Annotated in this window: 1 protein-coding gene; it reads left to right on the forward strand. The window is 62.5% G+C overall.

What is annotated here, in order from left to right; all coding sequences use genetic code 11:
- The first annotated feature begins 103 nt into the window (after positions 1 to 103).
- Positions 104 to 1,507 carry an OprD family outer membrane porin gene (locus I6U14_RS00390; RefSeq protein WP_296895950.1) on the forward strand — a complete coding sequence of 468 codons (1,404 nt, stop codon included), beginning with the start codon at positions 104 to 106 and terminating at the stop codon, positions 1,505 to 1,507.
- The last annotated feature ends 30 nt before the right edge of the window (positions 1,508 to 1,537 follow it).

Below are 1,537 nucleotides of genomic sequence, written 5' to 3' on the forward strand. Positions count from 1 at the left end.
CCTATAGGCTGTGTCGCAGGGTCGTCATATTCGGCTCGCCACAAGAACCAGGCCCCGCCCGACGATAGGGGTGCCTGTCATACCACAACAAAGGAGACGCGAGATGTTGAAACGCCTGATCGCTGCGGCCATCGGCTGCAGTGTCGCCGGCAGCGCCGCCGCCTATGACCTGAACTTCGGCGGCACCGATTACGGCACCTTTACTGCCCGATTGCGGGCCATGACCATACTTGCTGCCGAGAATAACGGTTGGGACCCGAGCACGGGTAGCTCCTACTCTCTGATGGGCAAGTATCAAAGCCCAGCATGGAACGGCTTCAAGTTCACCACCGCCGCCTTCCTCAACGGCGATATCTTCGGTGCGACGGACTTCGACCCAGAGCCCTTCGAAGATCGCACCGCGCGCGGCATGTTTGTCGCCGACGAAGGTGCGCAAAAGGGTCAGCTCACCACGGTCAATGTTACCTATGGCGACAAGCAGCTCTACGGCTTCGCCGGCCGCGCGCCCATCGACACGCCGCTGACGAAGAACACCTACAACCACGTGCCCAACTCCTACACGGCGCTGCGTGTGGGGGCCAAGCCCATCGAGGGTCTGGACATCTCCCTTGGGCAGATCACCCAGATGTCCTTCGGCTCCCGGGCCATGACGGACTGGGGCTTCATCGGCGAGGGCACAGGCACCGGCGGTGCGTCGCAGCAGCCGAACCAGGACGGCCTCGGGCAGGTCAAGTTCTTCAACCTCGGGCAGGTTGCGCTTGGGCCTGACGCGGACGACATCAGCGGCATGACGCTTGCGTCCATTACCTACAGCGGGCTTCCGTACACCACCGTCGGCGTCTGGAACGCCTACGTAGACGACATCGCCAACGACTTCTACCTGGACGTGGATGCCAAGGTGCCGCTCAATGGGCTCAAGCTGGACCTGGGCGCCCAGTATCTACGCCAGGACGATGTCGGTGATGGCCCCGCCGGTATCCAGGGCATCCCGGCCATTCAGCGCAACTTCGGCAGCGGCGACCTCGACTACAACCTGTACGGCCTCAAGGCCGGGCTGCTTGGGCCCAAGAAGAAGTGGTCCTTCCATGCCTTCTGGAACCACTCCGATGGCGACACCGCCTTCCTGAACAGCTTCGGCGCCGATCCGGCCTACACCAGCTCCATCTTCTCCCGTAACGCCTACCGCGAGAACGTGGACGCCTGGGGTGTACGCGGCAAGTACATGATCATGCCTGGGCTGGTGTTTATGGCCGCCTATTTCGACTACGGGAAGTCAGACACCATCGGTGCCGTGCCGAACGTGTCGCCGGCGGCAGAGCCCACCAGCAACGCCGACGAGCTGGACCTGGTGCTCACGTGGAAGCCAAAGCAGGTGAAAGGGCTGACGCTCCGGACCTTCTACGTCAACCGCACCAGCGAGTACGACGGCTTCGTGAATCCGAGGACGGGCCGTGAGGCCGACGCCACCATGAGCCATTGGCGGCTCATCGCGACTTACCAGTTCTAGGGAGATGCTGATTTATTGGGCATCCTGCCC

It is taken from the genome of Thiohalocapsa sp., assembly GCF_019695415.1.
Classification (GTDB): Bacteria; Pseudomonadota; Gammaproteobacteria; order Chromatiales; family Chromatiaceae; genus Thiohalocapsa.